Source organism: Pseudomonas sp. GW456-12-1-14-TSB6 (genome assembly GCF_059424205.1).
In genome coordinates, this window is sequence record NZ_JBWKZE010000006.1 from 1 (window position 1) to 25,139 (window position 25,139).

Annotated in this window: 29 protein-coding genes; 18 read left to right on the plus strand and 11 right to left on the minus strand. The window is 60.5% G+C overall.

Features of this window, described 5'->3' with window-relative positions; all coding sequences use genetic code 11:
- Nucleotides 1-165 precede the first annotated feature (165 nt).
- Both AC07Y2_RS07045 and AC07Y2_RS07050 read right to left on the minus strand, forming a co-directional pair.
- On the minus strand, nt 166-1,386 hold the full coding sequence (locus AC07Y2_RS07045) for a CaiB/BaiF CoA transferase family protein (RefSeq protein ID WP_103385845.1): 1,221 nt from the start codon (nt 1,384-1,386) through the stop codon (nt 166-168).
- A 13-nt stretch (nt 1,387-1,399) separates the two neighbouring features.
- Nucleotides 1,400-2,581: an acyl-CoA dehydrogenase gene (locus tag AC07Y2_RS07050; RefSeq protein WP_011331834.1), complete on the minus strand. Its 1,182-nt coding sequence runs from the start codon at nt 2,579-2,581 to the stop codon at nt 1,400-1,402.
- 158 nt (nt 2,582-2,739) lie between these two features.
- Between AC07Y2_RS07050 and AC07Y2_RS07055 the strand changes: the two genes are divergently transcribed.
- The 10 genes from AC07Y2_RS07055 (at nt 2,740) to AC07Y2_RS07100 (ending at nt 12,581) form a co-directional block, all read left to right on the plus strand.
- Complete coding sequence (locus AC07Y2_RS07055; protein WP_074689734.1) at nt 2,740-3,639, plus strand: LysR family transcriptional regulator; 900 nt, start codon at nt 2,740-2,742, stop codon at nt 3,637-3,639.
- Between the two features lie 434 nt (nt 3,640-4,073).
- Complete coding sequence (locus AC07Y2_RS07060; RefSeq protein WP_039764785.1) at nt 4,074-5,195, plus strand: Re/Si-specific NAD(P)(+) transhydrogenase subunit alpha; 1,122 nt, start codon at nt 4,074-4,076, stop codon at nt 5,193-5,195.
- A 15-nt stretch (nt 5,196-5,210) separates the two neighbouring features.
- Nucleotides 5,211-5,531, plus strand: coding sequence for an NAD(P) transhydrogenase subunit alpha part 2 (locus AC07Y2_RS07065; RefSeq protein ID WP_003220416.1), 321 nt, complete (start codon nt 5,211-5,213; stop codon nt 5,529-5,531).
- Entirely contained in the window at nt 5,531-6,964 is a 1,434-nt protein-coding gene (locus AC07Y2_RS07070) for an NAD(P)(+) transhydrogenase (Re/Si-specific) subunit beta (RefSeq protein WP_074689735.1), read from the plus strand. The genes AC07Y2_RS07065 and AC07Y2_RS07070 overlap by 1 nt, the downstream gene beginning before the upstream one ends.
- A 214-nt stretch (nt 6,965-7,178) precedes the next feature.
- Nucleotides 7,179-8,672: a succinyl-CoA:acetate CoA-transferase ScpC gene (gene scpC, locus AC07Y2_RS07075; protein ID WP_074689736.1), complete on the plus strand. Its 1,494-nt coding sequence runs from the start codon at nt 7,179-7,181 to the stop codon at nt 8,670-8,672.
- A 321-nt stretch (nt 8,673-8,993) separates the two neighbouring features.
- Nucleotides 8,994-9,209 carry a DUF1127 domain-containing protein gene (locus AC07Y2_RS07080; protein ID WP_011331828.1) on the plus strand — a complete coding sequence of 72 codons (216 nt, stop codon included), beginning with the start codon at nt 8,994-8,996 and terminating at the stop codon, nt 9,207-9,209.
- 332 nt (nt 9,210-9,541) lie between these two features.
- Nucleotides 9,542-9,859: a DUF2388 domain-containing protein gene (locus AC07Y2_RS07085; protein ID WP_007953908.1), complete on the plus strand. Its 318-nt coding sequence runs from the start codon at nt 9,542-9,544 to the stop codon at nt 9,857-9,859.
- A 107-nt stretch (nt 9,860-9,966) separates the two neighbouring features.
- A complete protein-coding gene (locus AC07Y2_RS07090) occupies nt 9,967-10,275 on the plus strand; it encodes a DUF2388 domain-containing protein (RefSeq protein ID WP_064592548.1) in 309 nt (102 codons plus the stop codon).
- 27 nt (nt 10,276-10,302) lie between these two features.
- Complete coding sequence (locus tag AC07Y2_RS07095; protein WP_039764795.1) at nt 10,303-10,623, plus strand: DUF2388 domain-containing protein; 321 nt, start codon at nt 10,303-10,305, stop codon at nt 10,621-10,623.
- A complete protein-coding gene (locus tag AC07Y2_RS07100) occupies nt 10,620-12,581 on the plus strand; it encodes a DUF7844 domain-containing protein (RefSeq protein WP_039764797.1) in 1,962 nt (653 codons plus the stop codon). Before AC07Y2_RS07095 ends, AC07Y2_RS07100 begins: the two co-directional genes overlap by 4 nt.
- A gap of 65 nt (nt 12,582-12,646) precedes the next feature.
- Here AC07Y2_RS07100 and AC07Y2_RS07105 read toward each other — a convergent pair whose 3' ends face one another.
- The 3 genes from AC07Y2_RS07105 to trpB form a co-directional block, all read right to left on the minus strand.
- The gene (locus AC07Y2_RS07105) at nt 12,647-13,090 is read right to left on the minus strand and encodes an anti-virulence regulator CigR family protein (RefSeq protein ID WP_103385844.1); all 444 of its coding nucleotides are present in this window, start codon (nt 13,088-13,090) and stop codon (nt 12,647-12,649) included.
- A gap of 122 nt (nt 13,091-13,212) precedes the next feature.
- Nucleotides 13,213-14,025, minus strand: a complete 813-nt coding sequence (gene trpA, locus AC07Y2_RS07110) for a tryptophan synthase subunit alpha (RefSeq protein WP_074689738.1) — start codon at nt 14,023-14,025, stop codon at nt 13,213-13,215.
- On the minus strand, nt 14,025-15,272 hold the full coding sequence (trpB, locus tag AC07Y2_RS07115; RefSeq protein WP_103385843.1) for a tryptophan synthase subunit beta: 1,248 nt from the start codon (nt 15,270-15,272) through the stop codon (nt 14,025-14,027). Before trpB ends, trpA begins: the two co-directional genes overlap by 1 nt.
- A 112-nt stretch (nt 15,273-15,384) precedes the next feature.
- Here trpB and AC07Y2_RS07120 point away from each other — a divergent pair, with 112 nt between their 5' ends.
- Nucleotides 15,385-16,302: a LysR family transcriptional regulator gene (locus AC07Y2_RS07120; RefSeq protein WP_039764803.1), complete on the plus strand. Its 918-nt coding sequence runs from the start codon at nt 15,385-15,387 to the stop codon at nt 16,300-16,302.
- Here AC07Y2_RS07120 and AC07Y2_RS07125 read toward each other — a convergent pair.
- Complete coding sequence (locus AC07Y2_RS07125; RefSeq protein WP_011331820.1) at nt 16,275-16,601, minus strand: ElaB/YgaM/YqjD family protein; 327 nt, start codon at nt 16,599-16,601, stop codon at nt 16,275-16,277. The two genes, AC07Y2_RS07120 and AC07Y2_RS07125, sit on opposite strands and share 28 nt — an antisense overlap.
- Before the next feature lie 156 nt (nt 16,602-16,757).
- Between AC07Y2_RS07125 and AC07Y2_RS07130 the strand changes: the two genes are divergently transcribed.
- Together AC07Y2_RS07130 and AC07Y2_RS07135 are read left to right on the plus strand one after the other, a co-directional pair.
- A complete protein-coding gene (locus tag AC07Y2_RS07130) occupies nt 16,758-16,973 on the plus strand; it encodes a dodecin (protein WP_007953919.1) in 216 nt (71 codons plus the stop codon).
- Nucleotides 16,974-17,101: 128 nt separating this feature from the next.
- Nucleotides 17,102-17,326, plus strand: coding sequence for a DUF1161 domain-containing protein (locus AC07Y2_RS07135; protein WP_039764805.1), 225 nt, complete (start codon nt 17,102-17,104; stop codon nt 17,324-17,326).
- 61 nt (nt 17,327-17,387) lie between these two features.
- Here AC07Y2_RS07135 and AC07Y2_RS07140 read toward each other — a convergent pair whose 3' ends face one another.
- On the minus strand, nt 17,388-18,389 hold the full coding sequence (locus AC07Y2_RS07140) for an LLM class flavin-dependent oxidoreductase (protein ID WP_103385842.1): 1,002 nt from the start codon (nt 18,387-18,389) through the stop codon (nt 17,388-17,390).
- 243 nt (nt 18,390-18,632) lie between these two features.
- On the opposite strand from AC07Y2_RS07140, the gene AC07Y2_RS07145 reads away from it, so the two are divergent.
- Together AC07Y2_RS07145 and AC07Y2_RS07150 are read left to right on the plus strand one after the other, a co-directional pair.
- On the plus strand, nt 18,633-19,064 hold the full coding sequence (locus AC07Y2_RS07145) for an OsmC family protein (RefSeq protein WP_011331817.1): 432 nt from the start codon (nt 18,633-18,635) through the stop codon (nt 19,062-19,064).
- 103 nt (nt 19,065-19,167) lie between these two features.
- Nucleotides 19,168-19,407, plus strand: coding sequence for a DUF1161 domain-containing protein (locus AC07Y2_RS07150; RefSeq protein ID WP_007953935.1), 240 nt, complete (start codon nt 19,168-19,170; stop codon nt 19,405-19,407).
- 6 nt (nt 19,408-19,413) lie between these two features.
- Here the strand turns inward: AC07Y2_RS07150 and AC07Y2_RS07155 are convergent, their stop codons facing one another.
- Together AC07Y2_RS07155 and AC07Y2_RS07160 are read right to left on the minus strand one after the other, a co-directional pair.
- Nucleotides 19,414-19,833: a PA0061/PA0062 family lipoprotein gene (locus tag AC07Y2_RS07155; protein ID WP_074689740.1), complete on the minus strand. Its 420-nt coding sequence runs from the start codon at nt 19,831-19,833 to the stop codon at nt 19,414-19,416.
- A gap of 40 nt (nt 19,834-19,873) precedes the next feature.
- Entirely contained in the window at nt 19,874-20,296 is a 423-nt protein-coding gene (locus AC07Y2_RS07160; RefSeq protein ID WP_103385841.1) for a PA0061/PA0062 family lipoprotein, read from the minus strand.
- 57 nt (nt 20,297-20,353) lie between these two features.
- On the opposite strand from AC07Y2_RS07160, the gene AC07Y2_RS07165 reads away from it, so the two are divergent.
- Nucleotides 20,354-21,439 carry an aminopeptidase gene (locus AC07Y2_RS07165; RefSeq protein ID WP_103385840.1) on the plus strand — a complete coding sequence of 362 codons (1,086 nt, stop codon included), beginning with the start codon at nt 20,354-20,356 and terminating at the stop codon, nt 21,437-21,439.
- 3 nt (nt 21,440-21,442) lie between these two features.
- Here the strand turns inward: AC07Y2_RS07165 and AC07Y2_RS07170 are convergent, their stop codons facing one another.
- Both AC07Y2_RS07170 and AC07Y2_RS07175 read right to left on the minus strand, forming a co-directional pair.
- Nucleotides 21,443-22,093, minus strand: a complete 651-nt coding sequence (locus AC07Y2_RS07170; protein ID WP_103385839.1) for an HAD family hydrolase — start codon at nt 22,091-22,093, stop codon at nt 21,443-21,445.
- A 28-nt stretch (nt 22,094-22,121) separates the two neighbouring features.
- Nucleotides 22,122-22,667 (minus strand): gamma carbonic anhydrase family protein, encoded by a 546-nt coding sequence (locus AC07Y2_RS07175; protein ID WP_074689744.1) that lies wholly within the window; start codon nt 22,665-22,667, stop codon nt 22,122-22,124.
- Between the two features lie 62 nt (nt 22,668-22,729).
- Here AC07Y2_RS07175 and prlC point away from each other — a divergent pair, with 62 nt between their 5' ends.
- Nucleotides 22,730-24,808, plus strand: coding sequence for an oligopeptidase A (gene prlC / locus AC07Y2_RS07180; protein WP_178082845.1), 2,079 nt, complete (start codon nt 22,730-22,732; stop codon nt 24,806-24,808).
- Complete coding sequence (locus AC07Y2_RS07185) at nt 24,805-25,095, plus strand: YheV family putative zinc ribbon protein (RefSeq protein WP_007953955.1); 291 nt, start codon at nt 24,805-24,807, stop codon at nt 25,093-25,095. Before prlC ends, AC07Y2_RS07185 begins: the two co-directional genes overlap by 4 nt.
- The last annotated feature ends 44 nt before the right edge of the window (nt 25,096-25,139 follow it).

Consider the following 25,139-nt stretch of genomic DNA (forward strand, 5'->3'; position numbering starts at 1 on the left):
TTCCGTTTCGACTGCGCCGGAAGTGGGGCGAATTATAGAGACTCAGAATCTGCCGTCAACACTTAATTTCGCTTTTCTTTCAATAACTTGCCGATAGGCCAAAAAGCACTCAAGTCCTTCTATATAGAAGAAGGATTCAGCACCCTTTCTATATAGAGAGAACTCTCAGAGCACTCCATCCTCCTTCATCGCAGCCACTGCACCCGCCCCCAAGCCCAGCACGCGCTGTAAAACCTCCAGCGTATGCTCGCCCAGCAAAGGAGGCGCACGGTGATACTCGACAGGCGTACGCGACAACCGGATCGGGCTGGCCACCTGCGGCACCATCCCCGCCAGCACGTGAGGCAACTCAATTGCCAAGCCGCGAGACTTCACCTGTGGATCCTCGAACACCTGTGATAGATCATTGATCGGCCCACATGGCACGCCCGCCTGCTCCAGCTGACTTACCCACTCTGCGGTGGTCTTGAAAACGGTCGCCTGGCGGATCAGCGGAATCAGGACGGCCCGATTCGCCACTCGCAGCTTATTAGTCGCGAAACGCGGATCATCCGCCCACTGCGGCTGCCCCGCCACTTCGGCGAACTTGCGGAACTGCCCGTCATTACCCACCGTGAGAATGAAGTCGCCGTCAGCCGTAGGAAAATCCTGGTACGGCACAATATTCGGATGCGCATTCCCCAGCCGCTTTGGCGCAGTGCCCGTCGTCAGGTAGTTCATCGCCTGGTTGGCCAGGCACGCCACCTGCACATCCAGCAAAGCCATATCGATATGCTGCCCACCACCATCGTGATCACGGTGGGCCAGCGCCGCCAGAATCGCCACGGTCGAATACAGCCCCGTCAGGATATCCGTGAGCGCCACACCCACCTTCACCGGCCCCGCACCCTCATCACCTTCGGGCCGCCCGGTCAGGCTCATCAGACCGCCGAGCCCCTGGATCATGAAGTCATAACCCGCACGCTTCGCATACGGTCCGGTTTGACCGAAACCGGTGATCGAGCAATAGATCAGATCAGGATTGATCGCCTTCAACGACTCGTAATCCAGGCCATAGGCCGCCAGACCACCCACCTTGAAATTCTCGATCAGGATGTCGGACTTGGCTGCCAGCTCCCGAACCAACTTCTGACCTTCGGGACGCGTGAAGTCTATCGTCACCGATTGCTTGTTGCGGTTGGCCGACAGGTAATAAGCCGCCTCGCTGGTGTTCTCGCCGTAAGCGTCCTTCAGGAAGGGCGGCCCCCAGGCGCGAGTGTCGTCACCATTGCCCGGGCGCTCGACCTTGATCACTTCCGCCCCGAGATCGGCCAGGATCTGACCAGCCCACGGGCCGGCCAGCACTCGCGATAAATCCAGTACCCGCAGATGCGACAGCGCGCCCATGGTCGCTCTCCTATTAATAGAACGCCTGCAGGCCGGTCTGCGCACGGCCGAGGATCAGCGCGTGAACGTCGTGCGTACCTTCATAGGTATTCACCACTTCTAGGTTGACCAGGTGACGGGCCACACCGAACTCATCAGAGATCCCGTTGCCGCCCAACATGTCACGCGCCATACGAGCGATCTCGAGAGACTTGCCGCAAGAGTTGCGCTTCATGATCGAAGTAATTTCAACCGCAGCAGTGCCCTCATCCTTCATGCGCCCCAGACGCAGGCAGCCTTGCAGTGCCAGGGTGATTTCGGTCTGCATGTCAGCCAGCTTCTTCTGGATCAACTGAGTAGCGGCCAGCGGACGGCCGAACTGTTGACGATCCAGGGTGTACTGGCGAGCGGTGTGCCAGCAGAACTCGGCCGCGCCCAGCGCACCCCAGGAAATGCCATAACGTGCAGAGTTGAGGCAGGTGAACGGACCTTTCAGACCACGCACGTCCGGAAAGATGTTCTCTTCCGGCACGAACACGTTATCCATGACGATTTCGCCGGTGATCGAAGCCCGCAGGCCGACCTTGCCGTGAATCGCCGGGGCGCTCAGGCCTTTCCAGCCCTTCTCCAGTACGAAGCCACGGATGTCGCCGGCATCATCTTTGGCCCAGACCACAAACACATCGGCGATCGGGCTGTTGGTGATCCACATCTTGGCGCCGGTCAGGCTGTAGCCGCCATCGACCTTGCGTGCACGCGTAATCATCGCGCCCGGGTCGGAGCCGTGGTTCGGTTCGGTCAGACCGAAGCAGCCGATCCACTCGCCGGAAGCCAGTTTCGGCAGGTACTTCTGTTTCTGTGCTTCGGTACCGAATTCGTTGATCGGCACCATCACCAGCGAAGACTGCACGCTCATCATCGAACGGTAGCCAGAGTCGACACGCTCGACTTCACGGGCAATCAGGCCATAGCTGACGTAGTTGAGGCCGCTGCCACCGTACTGCTCGGGAATGGTTGCGCCCAACAGGCCGACTTCGCCCATTTCACGGAAGATCGCCGGATCGGTCTTCTCATGGCGGAAGGCTTCCAGAACGCGTGGCGCGAGGCTCTGCTGGGCGAATTGCTCGGCAGTGTCGCGGATCATGCGTTCTTCTTCAGTCAGCTGTTGATCCAGCAGCAGTGGATCGATCCAGTTGAAGCTAGCTTTACCGCCCATGAGTGAGTCCTCGCAAATCGGGTGAATTAACGTGGCATTGATCCTAGGCCCGCTTCGCCATCCCGGCAAACGAGGATTTCGCATCCTGTTGTGCTAATTTCTCACTCCGAAACGTCGCGAAATGCCGATTAAGCGATGTATTAGTGAGGTTGACGTACATGCGCCGCAAGATACCCAGCACCACCGCCCTGATCAGCTTCGAAGCCGCCGCCCGTCACGAGAGCTTTACCAAGGCCGCCGAAGAACTTTCCCTCACCCAGGGCGCCATTTGCCGACAGATCGCCAGCCTGGAAGACTTCCTCAGCGTCGAACTCTTCCGACGCTCGCGTCGCGGGGTGAAACTGACAGAAGCGGGCCTTTCCTACAGCCGCCGGGTTGCCACTCAACTCGACGCCGTTGAACGCGACACCCTGTCGGTGATGGGCCAGCAAGGTACCAACGTGATCGAACTCGCCGTGGTGCCCACCTTCGGCACGCAATGGTTGTTGCCAAGGCTGAAGGACTTCCAGCTCAAGCACCCGGAAGTGACGGTCAACCTGACGAATCGCACGCGCCCATTCCTGTTTGCCGACACTGACTTCGATGCCGCCATCTACTTTGGCGATGCCGACTGGTCCGGTACCGAATCCCACAGGTTGATGGGCGAGAATCCGATGCCGGTATGCAGTCCCGCCCTGCTCGGCAACAAGACGCATCTGACACCCGATAAAATCGCCGATCTGCCGCTGCTCCAGCAAACCACCCGCCCCTACGCCTGGCGACAGTGGTTCAACTCGCAACACCTGAACATCCCCCGCGACATGACAGGTCCGCGCTACGAGCTATTCTCCATGCTGGCCCAGGCTGCCATGCACGACATGGGCATCGCGCTGATCCCACCGTTCCTGATTCAGCGCGAACTGGCCGAGAAACGCCTGGTGATTGCCAACCCAAACGCGCTCTCCAGCATCAAGGCGTATTACCTGATGATTCCGGAGCGAAAGGTCGAATCGGCGTCACTCAAGGCTTTTCGCGATTGGCTGGTGAACCAGGCACACAGCTACAACCTAGAAGGATAAAGGGCCTCAGCGATTACTAACCCCGTAGTCAGGAAAACCAAAGCCCTACAGATATAACTATTTGTCGCAAATAGACAGACTGTATCCGAAAGTCGTACAGACGTCCCACAAGCGCCTGACGACGTGGCTTTGCGCCCTCATTCGCGACTCATTGCGACCTATTCACGTCACCGATGAGAAAATTCTTCAAATTCATCCAGACTCCTTGAAAGGCACGGCCTGCAAGGGATTCAACTGGCCATCTGCGACATTCGGTCACGGGATGACTTGTAGTTAATTTTCCGTCACCCGTCATAATCCCTTGAAGGGCATAAACTTCGCCTGCAAAATGCCGCGCCCCGCCCTGATTTGGCGGGATCGTGCTGATCGGCCGCCCCAGTCGCACCATCCGTAGTGCATGGGTTTACTCAATAAGATCACGCAGGAGATTTGACGTGCACATTGGTGTTCCTCTCGAAACCCAGACCGGTGAAACACGGGTTGCTGCAACCCCGGAAACCATTAAAAAGCTGATCAGCCAAGGTCATAAGGTCACTGTGCAAACCGGCGCCGGCGTTAAAGCCAGCGTTGTCGACAGTGCCTATGAAGCGGCAGGCGCAACCATTGGCAGTGCCAATGACGCGTTTGGCGCCGAGCTGATTCTCAAAGTGGTCGCGCCAAGCGATGCCGAACTGACGCTGATCAAGCGCGGAACGGTGCTGGTGGGCATGCTCAACCCGTTCAACAACGACACCATCGCGAAGATGGCCGAGTGCGGGATTACCGCGTTCGCCCTGGAAGCGGCGCCACGCACCTCCCGGGCCCAGAGCCTCGACGTGTTGTCGTCCCAGGCGAACATTGCCGGCTATAAGGCGGTGCTGCTGGCCGCCCACTACTATCCGCGCTTCATGCCGATGCTGATGACCGCTGCGGGCACCGTGAAAGCGGCGCGCGTGCTGATTCTGGGGGCTGGCGTGGCCGGGTTGCAGGCGATTGCCACGGCGAAACGTCTGGGTGCCGTCATCGAAGCGTCCGACGTACGTCCGGCCGTGAAGGAACAGATCGAATCCCTCGGCGCCAAGTTCGTCGACGTGCCTTACGAGACCGATGAAGAACGCGAATGCGCGGTCGGCGTCGGCGGTTACGCACGCCCGATGCCGGCGAGCTGGATGCAGCGTCAGGCCCAGGCCGTGCACGAGCGCGCCAGGCAGGCTGACATCGTCATCACCACCGCACTGATCCCGGGCCGCAAGGCACCGACGCTGTTGAGCGCGGACACCGTGGCGCAGATGAAACCCGGCTCGGTGGTCATCGACCTCGCGGCAGCACAGGGTGGCAACTGCCCGCTGACCGTGGCCGATCAGGTCGTGATCGAGAACGGCGTGACCATCGTCGGCCCGACCAACCTTGCCGGTGAAGTCGCCGCAGACGCCTCGGCGCTGTACGCACGCAACCTGCTGGACTTCCTGAAGCTGGTCTTCACCAAAGAAGGCCAGTTCGAAGTGAACCTCGAAGACGACATCGTCGCCGCGTGCCTGATGTGCCGCGACGGCCAAGTCATCCGCAAAAACGCCTAAGCAGGGATTCAGACGATGGAAGAGCTTATCTCCCCCGGTATCTACAACCTGATCATCTTCGTGCTGGCGATTTATGTCGGTTACCACGTGGTCTGGAACGTTACACCCGCGCTGCACACGCCGCTGATGGCAGTAACCAACGCCATTTCGGCGATCGTGATCGTCGGCGCCATGCTCGCCGCCGCACTGACTGTCACCCCGCTGGGCAAGACCATGGGCACCCTCGCCGTGGCACTGGCCGCGGTCAACGTGTTCGGTGGCTTCCTGGTCACCCGCCGCATGCTTGAGATGTTCAAGAAGAAAGCCCCGAAAGCAAAAGAAGAGGCGCCGAAGTAATGAGCATGAATCTCGTCACGACGCTCTACCTGATCGCGTCGATCTGCTTTATCCAGGCCCTCAAGGGTCTGTCGCACCCGACCACGTCGCGCCGCGGCAACCTGTTCGGCATGCTCGGCATGGCACTGGCAATCATCACCACTGTCGGCCTTATCTATAAGCTGGGCGCTGAGCTTGCGACTGCTGGCATCGGTTACGTGATCGTCGGCCTGCTGATCGGCGGCACCGCCGGTTCGATCATGGCCAAACGCGTTGAAATGACCAAGATGCCGGAACTGGTTGCGTTCATGCACAGCATGATCGGTCTGGCAGCGGTGTTCATCGCCATTGCTGCCGTGGTCGAGCCGCAGTCGCTGGGCATCGTCAAGCAACTGGGCGACTCGATCCCGGCGGGTAACCGTCTGGAGCTGTTCCTGGGCGCCGCCATCGGTGCAATCACCTTCTCCGGTTCAGTGATCGCGTTCGGCAAGCTGTCGGGCAAATACAAGTTCCGTCTGTTCCAGGGTGCACCGGTACAGTTCAACGGTCAGCACAAGCTGAACGCGGTACTGGGTCTGGCGACGCTGATCCTCGGCGTCACCTTCATGCTGACCGGCAACCTCGCCGCGTTCGCGCTGATGCTGGCTCTCGCGTTCGTCATGGGCGTGCTGATCATCATCCCGATCGGCGGCGCCGACATGCCGGTGGTGGTGTCGATGCTCAACAGCTATTCCGGCTGGGCGGCGGCGGGTATCGGCTTCTCGCTGAACAACTCGATGCTGATCATTGCCGGTTCCCTGGTGGGTTCGAGCGGTGCGATCCTCTCGTACATCATGTGCAAGGCGATGAACCGTTCCTTCTTTAATGTACTGCTCGGCGGTTTCGGCAATACAGCAGAAGCCGGTCCTGCCGGTGAGAAGGAAGCCCGTCCGGTGAAATCCGGTTCGGCTGACGACGCGACGTTCCTGCTGACCAACGCCGACACCGTGATCATCGTTCCGGGTTACGGCCTGGCGGTGGCCCGTGCACAGCACGCATTGAAAGAGCTGACCGAGAAGCTGACCCACCATGGCGTGACCGTGAAATACGCGATCCACCCGGTGGCCGGTCGGATGCCTGGGCACATGAACGTACTGCTGGCCGAGGCCGAAGTGCCGTACGACCAGGTGTTCGAGATGGAAGACATCAACTCCGAGTTCGGTCAGGCCGACGTGGTGCTGGTGCTGGGCGCCAACGACGTGGTCAACCCGGCTGCCAAGAACGATCCGAAATCGCCGATTGCCGGCATGCCGATCCTCGAAGCGTTCAAGGCCAAGACCATCATCGTCAACAAGCGCTCGATGGCCAGTGGCTATGCCGGTCTGGACAACGAACTGTTCTATCTGGACAAGACCATGATGGTGTTCGGCGACGCGAAGAAAGTCATCGAAGACATGGTCAAAGCGGTCGAGTAACCCTCGCCGGCAACACCGAACGCCCCGACTTGTCGGGGCGTTTTTGTTTGCGCAAACCGTCGGACAATTTGCCGCGTTGTTGCAGATCCGGTAACGGTGTTTTACTTGAAACCCGCTAAATAGACGCCTCGTTTGCGACCTTGGTAGCGGGACAGGCGCTCGCGAAATTCACTAGACTGCGCATCCTGCTACTCGCTGCCCGAGAAAATAATCCATGTACCGTGACCGTATTCGCCTGCCTTCGTTGTTGGATAAAGTGATGAGCGCCGCCGACGCCGCTGCGCTGATTGAGGACGGCATGACCGTCGGCATGAGCGGCTTCACCCGCGCCGGCGAAGCCAAGGCCGTGCCCCATGCGCTGGCCGAGCGAGCCAAGGTCACGCCGCTGAAGATCAGCCTGATGACCGGCGCCAGTCTGGGCAATGACCTCGACAAGCAACTGACCGAGGCTGGCGTGCTGTCCCGGCGCATGCCGTTTCAGGTCGACAGCACCTTGCGCAAGGCAATCAACGCCGGCGAAGTGATGTTCATCGACCAGCACCTGTCGGAAACTGTCGAGCAATTGCGCAACCAGCAACTGAAGCTGCCGGACATCGCCGTCATCGAAGCTGTGGCCATCACCGAACAGGGCCACATCGTGCCGACCACTTCGGTGGGCAACTCGGCGAGCTTCGCGATCTTCGCCAAACACGTGATCGTCGAGATCAACCTGGCGCACAACGCCAACCTCGAAGGTCTGCACGACATCTATATCCCGACCTATCGCCCGACCCGCACGCCCATCCCGCTGGTAAAGGTCGACGACCGCATCGGCAGCACTGCGATCCCGATCCCGCCGGAGAAAATCGTCGCCATCGTCATCACCCAACAGTCGGACTCGCCGTCCACCGTGTCGTCGCCGGATGTCGATACCAAAGCCATCGCCGATCACCTGATCACCTTCCTCAAGCAGGAAGTCGATGCCGGGCGCATGACCAACAAGCTCGGCCCGTTGCAGGCCGGAATCGGCAACATCGCCAACGCGGTGATGTGCGGGCTGATCGATTCGCCGTTCGAAGACCTGACCATGTATTCCGAAGTGCTGCAAGACTCGACCTTTGACCTGATTGATGCGGGCAAGCTGAGCTTCGCCTCGGGCAGCTCGATCACTCTGTCGGAGCGGCGCAACAGCGACGTGTTCGGCAATCTGGAGAAGTACAAGGACAAGCTGGTATTGCGTCCGCAGGAAATCTCCAACCACCCGGAGGTGGTGCGGCGCCTGGGCATCATCGGCATCAACACCGCCCTTGAGTTCGACATCTATGGCAACGTCAACTCCACCCACGTCTGCGGCACGCGGATGATGAACGGCATTGGCGGCTCGGGCGACTTCGCGCGCAACGCACACCTGGCGGTGTTCGTGACCAAGTCGATCGCCAAGGGCGGCGCGATTTCCAGCGTGGTGCCAATGGTCAGCCACGTCGACCATACCGAGCATGACGTCGACATCCTGGTGACCGAAGTGGGCCTGGCCGACCTGCGCGGCCTGGCGCCACGGGAACGCGCCCGGGTCATCATCGATAATTGCGTGCACCCGGATTACCGCCCGGCGCTGAACGATTACTTCGAAAAAGCCTGTGCGATCGGCGGCCACACCCCGCACATCCTGCGTGACGCCCTGAGCTGGCACATCAATCTGGAAGAAACCGGACGCATGCTGGCGGTGTAATCCGCACAGATTTTCCGCTGGCGCAAACACAGTTTCGTCAGCGGAATTTTGAAAACCGCCGCAGCCGTCAAAAACTGTACTGCTGTACCGGTCTTTTCCTACGGCTTTTGCCTACTCTAATCATCGATTTGGGTAAAAATGCACCAAATAAGCGCAGACAAGTACAGTTTGCGCAATTTTGACCCGTACACCCCCTATAAACAGTTAACTGGTCACTCACAATACAGGTGAACTGTATCTAGAGAGTCTGGCCAAACGAGAGGATCATGGGCACCAGTTAAACCACTACCTAATCCCGCCACAAGCGGAAGGATGTCAACCATGGAACGTACACTCAGTTCCGAACTGTTCTTCGAAGACAAAGCTGTAAAAACCCAGGCTTCCCTGCCTCTGCGCGTTATCGCCAACCTGATGTTGTGGCAGCGCCGCATCTCCAGCCGCCACCAACTGGCTCGCCTGGATTCGCGTCTGCTGGCCGATGCCGGTATCAGCGAAGCACAACGCTACGAAGAGCTGAGCAAGCCGTTCTGGCGCTAAGCAGCGTCGCTGGCTCTGGTCGCTAGACCCACCGCCAGCAACCCGAATTGAATAAACAAGACCCGTCGCGGGAAACCGCGACGGGTCTTGTCGTTTGTGCCCTGAGAAAACCGAGTAGCCACCCTCGATCATCGGACAGGTACAGTTCTCATACTTAAATTCAAGACAGGTACAGTTACGAGAAATCGGTTCAGGCCAGCATCCTGACCACTGTGCGAAGTTGCAACGGAAGCCTAAGCTCCATTCAGAACGTGGCGAATGCTGTGCAACTGGCGTCTGACCTTCAGACACCGAGCCACCTCTCAATACGGTTTATCCACAGGAGTTCTCCCATGTCCCGTCTTCGTCTGCTCAGCGCCGCCGCTCTGCTGGCCGTCGCCGCCAACGCCAGCGCCACCAGCTTCATCGTGACCACCGACGCCGTAGTTGGCGCGCTCAAGTCCTCTTCCGATGCCACCTCCGACGTTACTTCGTCCTTCCGTGACGACAAGATCGTGCTCGCTGCCCGTGACGACGCTGCCAGCTTCGTAGCCAGCGAAGGTGAAATCCGTGGCGTGAAACTGGAGAGCGCACTGGATCACATCCGTCATCAGGCTCCGCAACTGAACGCGACCGACGCACAGCTGGCCCAGGCCATTCTGACGATCTAAGCGACAGGGGCATCGCGGGACACGCCGGTCGTGTCCCGATGTTTCGGCGCTGGCTCTAGTCCGGGCATTGCGCTAGCCTTGGGACTCGCCAACAGTTGCCGAGTCCCATGCGTTTTCTTTCAAATCTGCTTATCCCTTCTTTACTGCTCACCGCCTGCTGGATTCCTCTGGCAGACGCCTTCGATGTGTCCACACAGAACACCGTCGTCAGCGTCTGGGCCACGGGCATGGTTTCTTCCGCACCGTTCGACCGTAAACTGATCATCGCCGCGCACGACGATGCCGCAGCGTTCGTTGCCAGTGACGGCCAGATGCGCGGCGCACAGCTCGAATCTGCGCTGCATTACCTGCGCAAGAGCCGGCCAAAACTTCATGTCAGTGACCTTGAACTGGCACAGGCAATTCTCGTCCAATAGTCATCCCTGTCCTTTCGGAGTCGTTCCATGCGTAGCCCGCTGATTGCTGCCGCCCTTGGCCTGCTGTTGTTGGCCGATATGGCCCAGGCACACACCCTGGTAGCCACCAGTAACATCATCGTCCGCGCCTCCCAGCGCACCATCGATTTCACCTCCGACACCACTACGTCGATTCGCGATTCGAAAATCATCCGCGAAGCCCATGACGACGCTGCCAGTTTCGTGGCCAGCGACGGTGATATCCGTGGTGCAAACCTGGAAGCGGCCTTCAAAACCTTGCGCACCCGCGTGCCGGAAGCCCGCGACGCCAGTGATCAGGTACTCGCCGAAGCCATCCTCGCACTGTGAGGTCACTCGGCGCCTGGCTGCTGGCCGGGGCGTTGTTGCTGCTTGGCAACAGCGCCCACGCCGGCCTGCAATTGCGGCTCAAGACCGATGGTTTGAGCCCCGCCCAACAACAGGCCAGCCAGGCGCTGCTCGATGAGGCCATGCAGGCATTGCCGCCGAGCTTCATCGAACGCCTGGACCGGCGCATCGATGTCGGCTGGACCGACGATATGCCTGGCAACGCCTACGGCCAGGCAACGCTCGTCTCCGAGCTGGACCTGAACCGCAAACTGCTCGCCGGACTAACCGATGGCAGCGCGGCCAAAGAAAAAACCAATCGCCCCCATGGCACCGTTCGCCGAGAACTGCTGGCCACGGTGCTGCACGAAATCACCCACATTTACGATCGCGCGCGCTTGTGGCCGGCGGCCGAACGCACGCTGATCCAGCGCTGCACCCGGCGCAATAACAGCGCCGGGCTGATCGGCATTCCCGATGAGTGCCGCGGCCAGAACGGTCGGCGCTTCACCCTCAGCGATGATCCACGCCTGCTCGATCTCGCCGGCTGGCAGCAATACGTCGGGCGTCGGGGTGAGCGGGAACAGCACAACCGGCAGATCGCTCGCAGCCCCGACCTCTACGAAATCTCCAGCCCGAAGGAGTTTGTCGCGGTCAACATGGAGTATTTCCTCCTCGACCCGAGCTACGCCTGCCGTCGCCCGGCGCTGTATCGCTATTACCAGGAACACTTCGGCTGGGCACCGCCAGCAAAGGATGAATGCGCCAAAACCTTCGCCTTCCTCAACGCCGGCAACGATTTTGCCAAACAGCCCCTGGGCCAGGTCGATCCGGAACGCGTGTACGCGGTGGATTACCTGTTGGCCGAAGCCAACCAGAACTGGGTCAGTCGTTGGGGCCACAGCATGTTGCGTCTGGTGATCTGCGCACCGGGGCGGCCACGCGGGCCTGACTGCCGACTGGATCTGGACCAGCATCTGGTGCTGTCATACCGCGCCTTCGTCGGCGACGTGCAGTTGTCGAGCTGGGACGGGCTGGTCGGCAAGTACCCGTCGCGCCTATTCGTGTTGCCGCTGGCGCAGGTGATCGACGAATACACCAAGACCGAACTGCGCAGCCTGGCGTCGGTGCCGCTGAATCTCTCGCGCAGCGAAATCGAGGGAGTGGTCGAACACGCCGCCGAAATGCACTGGAGCTACGACGGCAATTACTTCTTCCTCTCCAACAACTGTGCAGTGGAAGGCCTGAAACTGTTGCGCAGCGGCAGCAACAACGCCCGGCTCACCGGCCTCGACAGCATCATGCCCAACGGCTTGCTGGAAGTGCTGAAGGGGCGCGGCCTGGCCGACACCAGCGTGCTTGATGATCCGAAAGAAGCGCTGCGCCTGGGTTATCGCTTTGACTCGTTCCGTGACCGTTATCAGGCGATGTTCGATGTGTTGAAGAAGCAGCTTCCGATCAAGCAGACAACCGTTGAAGAATGGCTTTCGCTGTCCGCCGAAGAGCGTCGCCCCTGGTTCGAACGGGCCGACCTGCGCACCAGTGCCGCACTGCTATTGCTGGAACAGGCCAGTTTCCGCCGCCAACTGCTGCTGGCTCAGGATGAGGTCAAGCAACGCTACCTCGGCGCCCGTGAGCTGGAGAACGGTGGCATGGACAAGGCCAACGCAACCTTGCAGCAGATTCTCGCCAACAGCGGCTTCCTCAGCCGACCGGCAGAATTGCTCGACTCCCGAGGTTATGGCCTGCCGCAACCTAGCGAATTCAGCCGACTGGAAGCAGAAAGCAGCCAGCGCCAGAAACAATTGCTGGCCCTGACCGGCGATCTGGATAAGGAAGTGCGCGCGCTGCTGGAGCCCAAACGAGCAGCCGAGATTGCGGCCAGCGAGGCCAACGTAAAGCAGATCGGCGAACATCTGCGCAAACTGCACAAAGCCTCGGGCGGATTGGAGTTGCCCTGAACAACAGCCCTGAAAACAAAAGACCACAGCCCGTAAAGGCTGCGGTCTTTTTTATTGCCTGACGGTCAGTACAGAACGCCATCCAGTACTTCGTAAACGACCCCAGTGCCCACCGCGATCAGCACGATGTCACCGCCGGCACGACGCCATTCATAACCCGGGTAATACGGCAGACGACTCAACGCCCGGTTATCCAGCCGCTCGCCGTAATAGCCGTGGGGCAGCGGCCGGCCACGTACCAGGTGGATGCCTGGAGGTGGCGGCGCACCGCGCACGAAGTAGCCATGATTGTCGCGGATCACCTGACGCACCGGGCCGAAGTCCCGAGGCGGCGGGCCGCCGCGATGGTTGCTTTGCCAATCATGGTGATCACCACCGCGATTGTCGTAGTGGCCCTGCTGCGGGCCGCCGTGGTCGTGATCGTCGCGCGGATCAGCGCTGGCCAGCAGCGGTGTCGCGCTGATTATCAGCACGCCCAGACTGGCAATCAGACGTTTCGGCATTTTCATCGGGTCTTTCCTCACTGCACTGACAGCAAAAAGGGATTCAGAACGTGGTTCTGAATCCCTCGGTCTTGCTTGGTTAGTCTGTGCTTGGAGGCTCTAATTCCTCTGTATCAGGAACTTTACCTTCAGCTGACGCGAGCCTTACGCACGCCTTCGGACAGCGCCGAACACAAGCTCAGCACGCCGTCGATGGCCTGGTCCGGTGTGGTCGCGTTGGCGATGTGATCGATCAGCGCCGAGCCCACCACCACACCGTCGGCCAGGCGTGCGATGGACGCCGCCTGCTCCGGCGTGCGGATACCAAAACCGATGCTGATCGGCAGATCGGTATGACGACGCAGACGTGCCACCGCTTCCTCGACGTGTTCCAGAGTCGCCGCACCGGCGCCGGTCACACCGGCAACCGACACGTAGTAAACAAAGCCGGAGCTGCCGTTCAACACTTTCGGCAGACGCGCATCATCGGTGGTAGGAGTGGTCAGACGGATGAAGTCGATGCCCGCCGCCTGGGCCGGGTCGCACAGCTCCGAGTTATGCTCCGGCGGCATGTCGACCACGATCAGGCCATCAACGCCGGCCTCTTTGGCTTCAGCGATGAAGCGCTCGACGCCGAACTTGTGGATCGGGTTGAAGTAACCCATCAGCACCAGCGGGGTGTCGCTGTTGCCTTCACGGAACTCGCGAACCATTTGCAGGGTTTTGATCAGGTTCTGTTTGGCGCCCAAGGCACGGATGTTCGCCAGCTGAATCGCCGGGCCGTCGGCCATCGGGTCGGTGAACGGCATGCCCAGTTCGATCACGTCGGCACCGGCTTTCGGCAGGCCCTTGAGGATCGCCAGCGAGGTGTCGTAGTCCGGGTCGCCAGCAGTGACGAAGGTCACCAGGGCGGCGCGGTTCTGTTCCTTGAGTTCGGCAAAGCGGGTTTGCAGGCGGCTCATCAGTGTTTCTCCTGCTTCGATTGCTCTTGTTGAGAATGTTCCATGTGGTGCATGACGGTCTGCATGTCTTTGTCGCCGCGACCGGACAGGTTGACCACCATCAGGTGATCCTTCGGCAGTTTCGGTGCGCGTTTGAAGACTTCGGCCAGGGCATGGGCGCTTTCCAGTGCCGGAATGATCCCTTCCAGACGGCAGCACTGGTGGAACGCAGCCAGGGCTTCGTCGTCGGTCACCGAGGTGTACTGGACGCGGCCGATGTCATGCAACCACGCGTGCTCAGGGCCGATGCCCGGATAGTCGAGGCCGGCGGAAATCGAGTGGGCGTCGATGATCTGGCCATCGTCGTCTTGCAGCAGGAAGGTGCGGTTGCCGTGCAGCACACCCGGTACACCGCCGTTGAGGCTGGCCGCGTGCTTGCCGGTCTCGATGCCGTAACCGGCGGCTTCGACGCCGATGATCTCGACGCTCTTGTCGTCGAGGAACGGGTGGAACAGGCCCATGGCATTGGAACCACCGCCGATGCACGCCACCAGGCTGTCCGGCAGGCGACCTTCTTGGGTTTGCAACTGATCGCGGGTTTCCTTGCCGATTACGGCCTGGAAGTCACGAACCATGGCTGGATAAGGGTGCGGACCGGCCACGGTGCCGATCAGGTAGAAGGTGCTGTCGACGTTGGTCACCCAGTCACGCAGCGCTTCGTTCATCGCGTCTTTCAGGGTGCCGGTGCCGGCGACCACCGGAATCACCTCGGCGCCCAGCAACTTCATGCGGAACACGTTGGCCTGCTGGCGTTCGATGTCAGTGGTGCCCATGTAGATCACGCAGTCCAGACCAAAACGCGCAGCCACGGTGGCGGTGGCTACGCCGTGCATACCGGCTCCGGTCTCGGCGATGATGCGTTTCTTGCCCATGCGCCGCGCCAGCAGGATCTGGCCGATGCAGTTGTTGATCTTGTGCGCGCCGGTGTGGTTCAGCTCTTCGCGCTTGAGGTAGATCTTGGCGCCACCGCAGAACTCGGTCAGGCGCTCGGCGAAATACAGCGGGCTCGGACGTCCGACGTAGTCGCGCTGGAAGTAGGCCAATTCTTCTTTGAACGCCGGATCTTCCTTGGCCGCCTCGTATTCGCGGGCCAGGTCGAGGATCAACGGCATCAGGGTTTCCGCGACATAACGGCCGCCGAACGAGCCAAACAGGCCGTTGGCGTCAGGGCCGTTACGCAGATCGGAGGTGTTCGAAGTCTGGGTCATGGTTCGCTCCAGCGGATTTCACGAGAAGACAATGGCGTTCACTCTACCCCTGACCTTCCAGGCTGAAAACCGATAAGATCGCCACAACCTGTCAGGAAAACTCACAGATATCATGAGCCATGACCTTCCCCCGCTGAACGCCCTGCGCGCCTTCGAAGCCACCGCCCGCCTGAACAGTGTCAGCCAGGCTGCAGAGCAACTGCACGTCACCCACGGTGCGGTCAGCCGCCAGCTCAAGGTGCTGGAAGAGCATCTCGGCGTCAGTCTTTTCGTCAAGGACGGTCGTGGCCTGAAACTCACAGATGCCGGCATCCGCCTGCGCGATGCCAGCGGCGAGGCGTTCGACCGCTTGCGCAGCGTCTGCGCCGAACTGACCCAAAGCACCGCCGATGCGCCGTTCGTGCTCGGTTGCTCCGGCAGCCTGCTGGCGCGCTGGTTCATTCCGCGATTGGGACGCTTGAATGCGGATCTGCCGGATTTACGTCTGCACCTGTCAGCCGGCGAAGGCGATCTCGACCCGCGCCGTCCGGGACTGGATGCATTGCTGCTGTTCGCCGAACCGCCATGGCCGGCAGACATGCAAGTCTACGAGCTGGCCAGCGAGCGCATCGGCCCGGTCATGAGCCCGCTGTTCAGCGGCTACCAGCGCCTGCAATCGGCACCGCCCATCGCCCTGCTGGACGAGCCCTTGCTGCACACGACTTCACGCCCGCAAGCCTGGCCGAGCTGGGCGCAGCAAAGCGGCTTCGACGCCAAGGCGTTAAAACTGGGGCAAGGTTTCGAACATTTGTATTACTTGCTGGAAGCGGCCGTCGCCGGGTTGGGCGTGGCAATCGCACCGGAACCGCTGGTGACCGAAGACTTGAAGGCCGGACGCCTGGTCGCGCCATGGGGTTTCAGTGAAACCCCGGCGCAACTGGCGTTGTGGCTACCCAAGCGCGCCGCGGACGGACGCGCCCGGCAATTGGCGCAGTGGCTCAGGAACGAGCTGCGCCAGACGGATCACTCGCCGCGCTTGAACAGCAAGTAAGCGGCCAGCAGACCCAGCGCACCGACCGCCACACCGGCAGTCGTCCACGGGTGTTCCTGCGCGTAATCGCGGGTGGCGATCCCGGTCTCGCGGGTTTTGACTTTGACTTCTTCGTAGGCATCGCTGAGCAGGCTGCGCGAATGTTTCAGCGCGCTTTCAGCGTTGCTCTTGAGCGCCTTGAGGGTCTTGCGCGACTCGTCAGAAGCGTCGTCCTTCAGGCTTTCCAACGACTTGAGCAGACTCTCGATCTCCGCTTCCATGCTTTGCAACGAGGCTTTGCGTAACGAGGTGTTGGCCATGGTGGCTCTCCTGCATTGGTGATGAGTGGCGTGTGTTGGTTGGGACTTCAGCGTTTCTGGAAAGTGCAGAAAATCTGAACTTCCTCTTGTCCGGATCGCCGAAATCAACACGGCAAATCGCTGCTAGGCTCAATTGCACACTTCAAGGAGAACACCATGAGTGACCATCACACCTACAAGAAAGTCGAGCTGGTCGGTTCGTCCACCAGCAGCATCGAAGACGCCATCAACAATGCGTTGGCCGAGGCCAACAAGAGCATCAAGCATCTGGAATGGTTTGAAGTGACCGAAACCCGCGGCCACATCAAGGATGGCAAGGCTGCCCACTTTCAAGTGACCCTGAAAGTCGGGTTCCGGATAGCCAGCAGCTGAGTTTGGTCTACGCTTCTGAACTTGCGCGCTGGCCGAGTGCCATAGGAATGGCAATGCGCTACGAGGTGAGTGCATCGAGCGAACGGCTCGATGCCCGCCTTAATTAATCCGACCAGGGAGTGCGACCGATGAAGAAGTTGATATTGGCAGTAGGTTTGTTGAGCCTTGCGGGTGGTGCGTTTGCTGCCGGCAAGCCCTGTGAAGAACTGAAGGCTGAAATCGCGGCCAAGCTGGATGCCAAGGGCGTTTCCGGGTATTCGCTGGAGATTGTCGACAAGGGTGCGGCCAGTGGCGGCAAAGTCGTCGGCACCTGCGAAGGCGGCGCCAAAGAGATCGTCTACACCCGCGGCTGATCACGCCGGAAAAACAAAAGCCGACGCTATGCGTCGGCTTTTTTGTGCGCGGCTATCGGGCTCAGCCCTTCATCACCTGCGCCAGCAGTTCGTAGGAATGCAGGCGATCGGCGTGCTCGTACAGGTCGCAGGTGAAGATCAGCTCATCAGCCTGGGTCTGTTCGATCAGCACTTCGAGTTTCGCGCGGATTTTCTGCGGGCTGCCGACCATCGCCAGACCGAGGAAATCACCCACGGCCTCACGCTCGTGGGGCAGCCACAGGCCGTCCATGGTTTTCACCGGTGGGCGCTGCACCAGACTTTGCCCACGCATCAGCGCGAGGATTCGTTGGTACACGGAGGTCGCCAGGTAGTCGGCCTGTTCATCGGTGTCGGCTGCCACCAGCGGCACGCCGAGCATCACATACGGTTTATCGAGCACCGCCGATGGCTTGAAGTGATTGCGGTAGACGCGAATCGCCTCGTGCATGAAACGCGGCGCGAAATGCGAGGCGAAGGCGTAGGGCAAACCGCGCTCACCGGCCAGTTGCGCACTGAACAGACTCGAGCCGAGCAGCCAGATCGGCACGTTGGTGCCGGTGCCCGGCATCGCGATCACCCGCTGATCCGGCGTGCGCGGACCAAGAAAGCGCGCCAGCTCAGCCACGTCTTCGGGGAAATCATCAGCACTGCCGGAACGCTCACGACGCAAGGCACGGGCGGTCATCTGATCGGAACCCGGCGCACGCCCCAGACCGAGGTCGATACGTCCCGGATACAGGCTTTCGAGGGTGCCGAACTGCTCGGCGATCACCAGCGGTGCGTGGTTGGGTAGCATCACGCCGCCAGAGCCGACCCGGATGGTCGACGTGCCGCCGGCCAGATAACCCAGCAACACCGAGGTGGCGGAACTGGCGATGCCGTCCATGTTGTGGTGCTCGGCGACCCAGAACCGCGTGTAGCCAAATTTCTCGACATGCTGCGCCAGGTCCAGCGAGTTGCGCAGCGACTGGGCCGGGCTGCCGTTCTCGCGCACCGGCACCAGATCGAGGGTGGAAAATTTTACGTTGGACAGTTGCTTCATAAACCTGCATCTCCGATTGAGGGCGCAGGTGTGTTCTTGGCGAACGCGAACCTGCCCAATTCATAAGCGTGTTGTGTGCAATGAGGGCATATACCCGAGTTTCAATAGCCGATCCGAAATTTCCTACTAAAAAAGTCAACGATTCACATGGGCTGAACTTTGTTCCGACGTCTATCCTCAGAAGCCTTGCAGGCAAAAACCACGACGGCGCGGCATTTCGCGCCCGATTTGAAGGAGGCACACATGGCTATCGTGAAGAAGGCATCCGCGCATTGGGAAGGTGACCTGAAAACCGGCATCGGCTCGATTTCCACCGAAACCGGCGTCCTGCGTGAAGCGCCCTACGGCTTCAAGGCCCGCTTCGAAGGCGGCAAGGGCACCAATCCGGAAGAACTGATCGGCGCCGCCCATGCGGGCTGTTTCTCCATGGCGTTCTCGATGATTCTCGGTGACGCCGGGCTCAAGGCCGACAGCATCGACACCCAGGCCGAGGTCACGCTGGATCAGGTGGACGGCGGTTTTGCAATCACCGCAGTGAAACTGATCCTCAAGGCAAAAATTCCGGGAGCGACCCAGGCGCAGTTCGAAGAGCTGAGCAACAAGGCCAAGGAAGGTTGCCCGGTGTCGAAGGTGCTGAATGCGAAGATCAGTCTCGACGCATCTCTGGTCAGCTGACTGCCTTGAGCCGGATCAGAACCCGCCAGGCAAAAGTGTGGTCGAATAAATGACAGCAGCTTTCGCGCATCTTCGTGCGCGCTGCTTCGATGGAGCTTCAACCATGAAACGTTTTGCCTTGGCGGTTATCTGTGGCGTGCTGGCAACGTCGGCCTTCGCAGCGCCCAAAGATTGCGAAGAACTCAAGCAAGAGATCGAAATCAAGATTCAGGCGAATGCCGTGCCCTCCTATACCCTGGAGATAGTTTCCAAAGAGGAGGCGGAAAAACACGACATCGCCATGATCGTCGGCACCTGCGACAACGGCACCAAAGCCATCATCTATCAGAAGAACGACCGCTGATACGCCTCAGATGATGCAGTTGACCTCGCGGTCTTCGGCGACGATTTCCCGCTTGTCGTTGTACAGGCGCGCACTCGGGGTAAACGCCAGAGAACGGCCTTCCAGCCTGTAACGCTGCCCTGCTTCGAAATGATCGTAGCGGATGGTCAGGTAGCACAGCCGCTCCACCGGGCCGGTCATCAGGCTGCCGCCTCCGCCGAACACTTCAAAGTCGAAGCGCACCCGCAACTCATGGCTGCCGGGCGTTACCTGAAAGAAACGCCCGTCAGTCAGTCGCTTATTGTCGAGACGCTCAGCCATCAGCAACTTACCGCCCGGGGACGGCGTCGAGAACTCGACCCAGGCCATGTTCGGATCGACGGGGGGCAACGGTGTCTGGCAACCGGCGAGCAGGCTGACGGCGAGCAACAGCATCATCGTACGCATGATGGATGTCCGTGAGTTCGGACATCCAGCATAACGCCGATCAGGTTCGCTGACAGCCCGCCGGCGTGCCCTGGCCCACCACGTTGCGTTGTTGATCGTAGAGTTTGGCCCACGGGCGGAAACCGATGCTTCCCGCCTGCAACTGATAACGCTGGCCGGCGTTGAAATCCTTGAATTTCACGTTCAACTGACAATCACGCCAAAGCGGCTCGGCATCCGGGCCGATGTTGGTCGCCTCGACCGGAAATTGATAACGCACCCTCAGCTCATGGCTGCCGGGCTGCACTTCGAAGTAACGATGATCGACGGCAGCCTTGTCGTCGACTTCCAGCGCCTGCAGCGCCGTGTCCTGTTGCCGGGCATCCAGATCGATCCAGGCTTGCGAGGGGTCAGGGGTCGGTATTCCGAATCCGGCACAACCGGCCAGCGTCAGCACGCTTCCTGTCAGTATCAACATGCGCATAGCGGAGCTCCAATGGGCGGGATAGTCTTGGGCAGACTTTCCGGGGGATTTCTTATTTTGATCAGGCCGCTTCCAAGCCATGGGTTACTTGATCGCGTTTTGCGGATTTTGTTTCCGGGTGTGATGATTTTGTTGCTCAACGGTTGCTCAAGCCTGAGCTATTACAGCCAGCTGGCCAGCGGTCAGCTGCAGCTTTTGCGGGCGCGGGAGCCGGTGGCCAAGGTGATCGCCGACCCGGCTCGCGACGCCAAACTGCGCACTCACCTGGCCCAGTCCCAGAAAGCCCGGGCTTTTGCCAGCGAACACCTGCATCTGCCGGACAACCAAAGCTATCGCCTCTATGCCGACATCGGTCGGCCGTTTGTCGTGTGGAATGTGTTCGCCACCCCGGAGTTTTCCCTGAGCCCGCAGAACCATTGCTTCCCGATTGCCGGTTGCGTGGCCTATCGCGGCTATTACAGCCAGAGCGCGGCGCGGGGCGAAGCCGCGATTCAGCGCCTGCAAGGCATGGACGTGTCGATCGGCGGCGTCGAGGCTTACTCGACCCTGGGCTGGTTCAATGACCCGATCCTCAATTCGATGATGGGCTGGGGCGACGAGCGTCTGGCAACGCTGATCTTCCATGAACTGGCTCACCAGCGTTTCTATGTGAAGGACGACACCGAGTTCAACGAGTCCTTCGCGACCTTCGTCGAGCAGGAAGGTACGCGGCAGTGGCGAGCGTTTCGGGGCTTGCCCCCGGAAAATGACTCGAAGCTCAAGCAACGGGACCAATTCATTCAGTTGATCCTCGATACCCGCTCACGTCTTGAAAAGCTTTATGCACAACCATTGGCGGCAGCGCAGATGCGCGAGCGCAAGGCGGCGGAGTTCGAACGGTTTCGACACGACTACCGAACAATGCGCGATAGCCAGTGGGCCGGCGACAAACGCTATGACGCCTGGGTCAATGCGCCGTTGAACAACGCGCGGCTGTTGCCGTTCGGGCTGTATGACCAGTGGGTGCCGGCGTTTGCGGCGTTGTTCAGGCAGGTGAAGGGAGATTGGCCGCAATTTTATGCGCGGGTCGAACAGCTAGGTAAATTGCCGGCGGACAAGCGCAAGGCAGCGCTGCGTGAGCTGGCTGCCCTTCGCCCGGATTGACGATCAGCGCTGCAAAAACGCCTGATGCAGCTCAGCCAGCGTCTCGAAGTGATACGCCGGTGCTTCAGCACTCAGCTCTTCATGGCTGCCAAAACCGTAACCCACTGCCGCCGCGTCCAGACCGTTGCTACGAGCACCAATCAGGTCGTGCTTGCGGTCACCGATCATCAGCGTATTGGCCGGATCCAGCCCTTCCTCGGCGATCAGGTGAGCAATCAGCTCGACCTTGTTGGTGCGGGTGCCGTCCAGTTCGCTACCGTAGATCACCTTGAAGTGTCTGGCGAAATCGAAGTGCCGGGCGATTTCCCGGGCGAACACCCACGGCTTCGACGTCGCGATATACAGCTGCCGGCCTTGGCCGCTCAGAGTTTCCAGCAACGGCGTGACGCCTTCGAACACCCGATTCTCGTAGAGGCCGGTGACCTTGAAGCGCTCGCGATAGAAATTCACCGCCTCCCACGCCTTCGCTTCATCAAAACCATAAAACTGCATGAACGCCTGCAACAGCGGCGGGCCGATGAAGTGTTCCAGCTTGGTCAGGTCCGGCTCATCGATGCCGAGTTTGCTCAAGGCGAACTGGATGGAACGGGTGATGCCCTCGCGCGGATCGGTGAGGGTGCCATCGAGGTCGAACAGTACGGTCTGGTAATGCATGAAAAATTCCGGGAAATAGAGAGAAAAGTCAGAGCTGGTCGTAGCCTTCAGCCAGATGCAGGTCCTTGAGCTTCACGTAGTTCGCCGCGCTGTAGGTGAAAAAGGCGTTTTCCTTGTCGGTCAGCGGGCGAACCTGTTTCACCGGACTGCCCACGTACAGAAATCCGCTTTCCAGGCGCTTGCCCGGCGGCACCAGGCTGCCGGCGCCGATGATCACGTCGTCCTCGACCACCGCGCCGTCCATGACGATGCTGCCCATGCCGATCAATACGCGGCTGCCGACGGTGCAGCCGTGCAGCATGACCTTGTGGGCGATGGTCACGTCATCGCCGATCAGCAGCGGGAAGCCGTCCGGGTTGAACGGGCCGGCGTGGGTGATGTGCAACACGCAGCCATCCTGCACGCTGGTGCGCGCGCCGATGCGGATGCGGTGCATGTCGCCGCGGATCACCGTCAGCGGCCACACGGAGCTGTCTTCGCCGATTTCGACGTCGCCGATCACCACCGCCGAGCCGTCGACAAAAGCGCCTGGGCTCAAGCGTGGGGTGTGATTCTGGTACTTGCGAAGGGACACGATTAGTTCTCTCTCTGTCGCCGATAGCTGCGGTGGGTGTCGATTGTAATTAAGATGGGCGCATGTTTCTTCCAGCCAAGGTGCCAACCGTGAGCGTGAACAACCCTCTTCTGCAGTCCTACGACCTGCCGCCGTTCTCCGCGATCCGTGCCGAACACGTGCAGCCGGCCATCGAAACCATCCTGGCCGACAACCGCGCCGCCATCGCCGAAATCCTCAAGACCCAGGGCCAGAACCCGACCTGGGCCGGGCTGGTGCTGGCGATGGACGAACTCAATGATCGCCTGGGCGCCGCGTGGAGTCCGGTCAGCCACCTCAATGCCGTGTGCAACAGCGCCGAACTGCGCGAAGCCTACGAGTCGTGCCTGCCGGCATTGAGCGCCTACTCCACCGAGATGGGCCAGAACCGCGAGCTGTTCCAGGCCTATGAGGCCCTGGCCAACAGCCCGGAAGCCGCCGGCTTCGACGTGGCGCAGAAAACCATTCTGGAACATGCCCTGCGCGATTTCCGCCTGTCGGGTATCGACCTGCCGGAAGCCGAACAGAAACGCTACGCCGAAGTGCAGAGCAAGCTGTCCGAGCTGGGCAGCCGCTTTTCCAATCAGTTGCTCGACGCCACCCAGGCCTGGACCAAGCACCTGACCGATGAAGCCGCCCTCGCCGGCCTGACCGATTCGGCCAAGGCGCAAATGGCTGCTGCCGCCCAGGCCAAAGGCCTCGACGGCTGGCTGATCACCCTGGAATTCCCGAGCTACTACGCGGTGATGACCTACGCCCAGGACCGTGCGCTGCGCGAAGAAGTCTACGCCGCCTACTGCACCCGTGCGTCGGATCAAGGCCCGAACGCCGGCCAGAACGACAACGGCCCGGTGATGGGCGAAATCCTCGACCTGCGTCAGGAACTGGCGAAGCTGCTCGGTTTCTCCAGCTTCTCCGAACTGAGCCTGGCCACCAAAATGGCCGAATCCAGCGATCAGGTCCTGAGCTTCCTGCGCGATCTGGCCAAGCGCAGCAAACCGTTTGCCGCCCAGGATCTGCAACAGCTCAAGGCTTACGCCGCCGAGCAGGGCTGCGCCGATCTGCAAAGCTGGGACAGCGGTTTCTACGGTGAAAAACTCCGTGAACAGCGTTACAGCGTCGCTCAGGAAACCCTGCGCGCCTACTTCCCGATCGACAAAGTGCTGGGTGGTCTGTTCGCCATCGTTCAGCGCCTGTACGGCATCGAAATCGCCGAACTGAAAGGCTTCGACACCTGGCACCCGGACGTGCGCCTGTTCGAGATCAAGGAAAACGGCCAGCACGTCGGCCGCTTCTTCTTCGACCTCTACGCCCGCGCCAACAAGCGCGGCGGTGCCTGGATGGACGGCGCTCGCGACCGTCGCCGCACCCTCGACGGCGTGCTGCAAAGCCCGGTGGCCAACCTGGTCTGCAACTTCACCCCGGCCGACAGCGGCAAGCCTGCGCTGCTGACCCACGATGAAGTGACCACTCTGTTCCACGAATTCGGCCACGGCCTGCATCACCTGCTGACCCGCGTCGAGCATGCCGGCGTGTCCGGTATCAACGGCGTGGCGTGGGACGCCGTCGAGCTGCCGAGCCAGTTCATGGAAAACTGGTGCTGGGAGCCGGAAGGCCTCGCACTGATCTCCGGCCACTACGAAACCGGCGAACCGCTGCCGCAGGATCTGCTGGAAAAAATGCTCGCGGCGAAGAACTTCCAGTCCGGCCTGATGATGGTGCGTCAGCTGGAGTTCTCGCTGTTCGACTTCGAACTGCACGCCACCCACGGTGACGGCCGCAGCGTCGCGCAGGTGCTCGAAGGCGTGCGCAACGAAGTCTCGGTGATGCGTCCGCCGGCCTACAACCGCTTCCCGAACAGCTTCGCCCACATCTTCGCCGGCGGTTACGCGGCGGGTTACTACAGCTACAAGTGGGCGGAAGTGCTGTCGGCGGATGCCTTCTCCAAGTTCGAAGAAGACGGCGTACTCAATGCCGACACCGGTCGCGCCTTCCGCGAAGCGATCCTGGCTCGCGGTGGTTCGCAGGCGCCGATGGTGCTGTTCGTCGACTTCCGTGGCCGTGAGCCGTCGATTGACGCACTCTTGCGCCACAGCGGCCTGAGTGAGGACGCGGCAGCATGAGTGAGGCACCCGTGAAGACCAAAAAACGCTTTATCGCCGGGGCGGTCTGCCCGGCGTGCAGCGAGCCGGACAAACTGATGATGTGGAGCGAGGACGATGTCCCGCACCGTGAATGCGTGGCGTGCGGTTACAGCGACACGCTCAATGCCCAGGGGCTGTCGGTGCCGAAAGAGCTGGGCACGCGGGTCAACACCAGCGCGCTCAAGCCTGCACCGGACAAAACGGTTCAGGCGGTGCAGTTCTTCCCGAATCCGAAGCTGAAGAAAAAGCCTGACGAGCAGCACTGATCCTCAACCACCTTCCCCGATTCGGCGGTGGAAGGTGGTATTGG

Excerpts from the sequence above, each read along its gene's own strand:
- AC07Y2_RS07045 (WP_103385845.1), bottom strand. The coding sequence starts at position 1,386 with ATGGGCGCGCTGTCGCATCTGCGGGTACTGGATTTATCGCGAGTGCTG.
- AC07Y2_RS07050 (WP_011331834.1), bottom strand. The coding sequence starts at position 2,581 with ATGGGCGGTAAAGCTAGCTTCAACTGGATCGATCCACTGCTGCTGGAT.
- AC07Y2_RS07055 (WP_074689734.1), top strand. The coding sequence starts at position 2,740 with ATGCGCCGCAAGATACCCAGCACCACCGCCCTGATCAGCTTCGAAGCC.
- AC07Y2_RS07065 (WP_003220416.1), top strand. The coding sequence starts at position 5,211 with ATGGAAGAGCTTATCTCCCCCGGTATCTACAACCTGATCATCTTCGTG.
- AC07Y2_RS07070 (WP_074689735.1), top strand. The coding sequence starts at position 5,531 with ATGAGCATGAATCTCGTCACGACGCTCTACCTGATCGCGTCGATCTGC.
- scpC (WP_074689736.1), top strand. The coding sequence starts at position 7,179 with ATGTACCGTGACCGTATTCGCCTGCCTTCGTTGTTGGATAAAGTGATG.
- AC07Y2_RS07080 (WP_011331828.1), top strand. The coding sequence starts at position 8,994 with ATGGAACGTACACTCAGTTCCGAACTGTTCTTCGAAGACAAAGCTGTA.
- AC07Y2_RS07085 (WP_007953908.1), top strand. The coding sequence starts at position 9,542 with ATGTCCCGTCTTCGTCTGCTCAGCGCCGCCGCTCTGCTGGCCGTCGCC.
- AC07Y2_RS07090 (WP_064592548.1), top strand. The coding sequence starts at position 9,967 with ATGCGTTTTCTTTCAAATCTGCTTATCCCTTCTTTACTGCTCACCGCC.
- AC07Y2_RS07095 (WP_039764795.1), top strand. The coding sequence starts at position 10,303 with ATGCGTAGCCCGCTGATTGCTGCCGCCCTTGGCCTGCTGTTGTTGGCC.
- AC07Y2_RS07105 (WP_103385844.1), bottom strand. The coding sequence starts at position 13,090 with ATGAAAATGCCGAAACGTCTGATTGCCAGTCTGGGCGTGCTGATAATC.
- trpA (WP_074689738.1), bottom strand. The coding sequence starts at position 14,025 with ATGAGCCGCCTGCAAACCCGCTTTGCCGAACTCAAGGAACAGAACCGC.
- trpB (WP_103385843.1), bottom strand. The coding sequence starts at position 15,272 with ATGACCCAGACTTCGAACACCTCCGATCTGCGTAACGGCCCTGACGCC.
- AC07Y2_RS07120 (WP_039764803.1), top strand. The coding sequence starts at position 15,385 with ATGAGCCATGACCTTCCCCCGCTGAACGCCCTGCGCGCCTTCGAAGCC.
- AC07Y2_RS07125 (WP_011331820.1), bottom strand. The coding sequence starts at position 16,601 with ATGGCCAACACCTCGTTACGCAAAGCCTCGTTGCAAAGCATGGAAGCG.
- AC07Y2_RS07130 (WP_007953919.1), top strand. The coding sequence starts at position 16,758 with ATGAGTGACCATCACACCTACAAGAAAGTCGAGCTGGTCGGTTCGTCC.
- AC07Y2_RS07135 (WP_039764805.1), top strand. The coding sequence starts at position 17,102 with ATGAAGAAGTTGATATTGGCAGTAGGTTTGTTGAGCCTTGCGGGTGGT.
- AC07Y2_RS07140 (WP_103385842.1), bottom strand. The coding sequence starts at position 18,389 with ATGAAGCAACTGTCCAACGTAAAATTTTCCACCCTCGATCTGGTGCCG.
- AC07Y2_RS07145 (WP_011331817.1), top strand. The coding sequence starts at position 18,633 with ATGGCTATCGTGAAGAAGGCATCCGCGCATTGGGAAGGTGACCTGAAA.
- AC07Y2_RS07150 (WP_007953935.1), top strand. The coding sequence starts at position 19,168 with ATGAAACGTTTTGCCTTGGCGGTTATCTGTGGCGTGCTGGCAACGTCG.
- AC07Y2_RS07155 (WP_074689740.1), bottom strand. The coding sequence starts at position 19,833 with ATGCGTACGATGATGCTGTTGCTCGCCGTCAGCCTGCTCGCCGGTTGC.
- AC07Y2_RS07160 (WP_103385841.1), bottom strand. The coding sequence starts at position 20,296 with ATGCGCATGTTGATACTGACAGGAAGCGTGCTGACGCTGGCCGGTTGT.
- AC07Y2_RS07170 (WP_103385839.1), bottom strand. The coding sequence starts at position 22,093 with ATGCATTACCAGACCGTACTGTTCGACCTCGATGGCACCCTCACCGAT.
- prlC (WP_178082845.1), top strand. The coding sequence starts at position 22,730 with ATGTTTCTTCCAGCCAAGGTGCCAACCGTGAGCGTGAACAACCCTCTT.
- AC07Y2_RS07185 (WP_007953955.1), top strand. The coding sequence starts at position 24,805 with ATGAGTGAGGCACCCGTGAAGACCAAAAAACGCTTTATCGCCGGGGCG.